At 61.3% G+C, this 1,239-nt stretch carries 1 protein-coding gene; it reads left to right on the forward strand.

Going from position 1 to position 1,239, the window contains the following annotated elements; genetic code table 11:
- The first annotated feature begins 61 nt into the window (after window positions 1-61).
- Window positions 62-1,209 (forward strand): IS3 family transposase gene (locus ABXS05_RS34845; RefSeq protein ID WP_367627084.1). Its coding sequence is split into 2 segments (ribosomal slippage): window positions 62-311 and window positions 311-1,209, totalling 1,149 coding nucleotides; the frame shifts between segments, so codons are not numbered across the junction.
- Window positions 1,210-1,239 lie beyond the last annotated feature (30 nt).

Raw genomic sequence — 1,239 nt, forward strand, 5'->3', positions numbered from 1 at the left:
TGGCCTGCTGCCGGTTTCGTGGACATCGAGATAAGGTGTTTGACGGAACTGGAGAGTGGGAATGCAACGAAGGAAATTCAGTCGCGAGTTCAAGCTTGAGGCGGTGAGATTGGTGAAGGATCGGGGCGTTGCGGTGGCCCAGGCTGCCCGCGACCTCGATGTCCACGAGAATGTGCTGCGCAAATGGGTGCGCGATTTATCGGCCGATCCGCTGCGTGCGTTTCCCGGTCATGGGCAGATGAAGCCGGAGCAGCAGGAGATTGACCGGCTGCGCAAGGAAGTGGCGAAGCTGAAGGCGGAGCGCGACATCCTAAAAAAGGCCGCAGCCTACTTCGCGAGGGAAGTGACATGAGGTTCGCTTTCATCGCGAGGCACCGGAACATCTGGCCGGTGGCGTGGCTGTGCGAGGCTCTGGATGTGTCCCGCTCAGGCTTCCATGCCTGGCTTAATCGTAGTCCCAGCGCTCGTTCCCGGCACGACGAGATTCTCGTTGCCAGGATCGATCGAAGCTTCAAGAGCAGCGACCGCACCTACGGCGCCCGGCGTGTTTGGCATGATGTGCTGGCGGAGGGGCTCTCCTGCGGCCTGCATCGCATTGAGCGGCTCATGCGGGAGAACGGGCTACGTGCCCGGCCGCGCCGCCGTGGGTTGCCGAAGGATACCGGCGAGCGAGCGGCAGTGTCGGACAACCTCCTTGATCGCGCCTTTGAGGCTTCGGCCCCGAACCAGAAGTGGATTGCCGATTTCACCTACATCTGGACCGCCGAAGGATGGCTCTACGTTGCCGCCGTCGTCGACCTGTTCTCGCGGCGTGTCGTCGGCTGGGCGATGAAGGCGGAGATGACGGCGCAGCTCGTCACTGACGCCCTGATCATGGCGATCTGGAGGAGAGGCAAGCCCGACAGCCTGCTGCACCATTCCGACCAGGGATCGCAATACACCAGCGAGCAGTTCCAGCGCCTGATGGCCGATCACGGCATCACCTGCTCAATGAGCCGGTCGGGCAACGTCTGGGACAATGCTGCGATGGAAAGCTTCTTCTCGTCGCTGAAAACCGAGCGCACGGCCCGCAAGATCTACAGGGCGAGGGATGACGCCAGGGCGGACGTGTTCGATTACATCGAGCGCTTCTACAACCCTCGGCGACGGCACTCGACATTGGGATATATGAGCCCTGTCGAGTTCGAGGAGAAAGCTATGTTAGCTTAACCTGGTGTCCGAAAAACCGGCAGCAGGCCA

The organism is Labrys neptuniae (assembly GCF_040797145.1).
Classification (GTDB): domain Bacteria; phylum Pseudomonadota; class Alphaproteobacteria; order Rhizobiales; family Labraceae; genus Labrys; species Labrys neptuniae.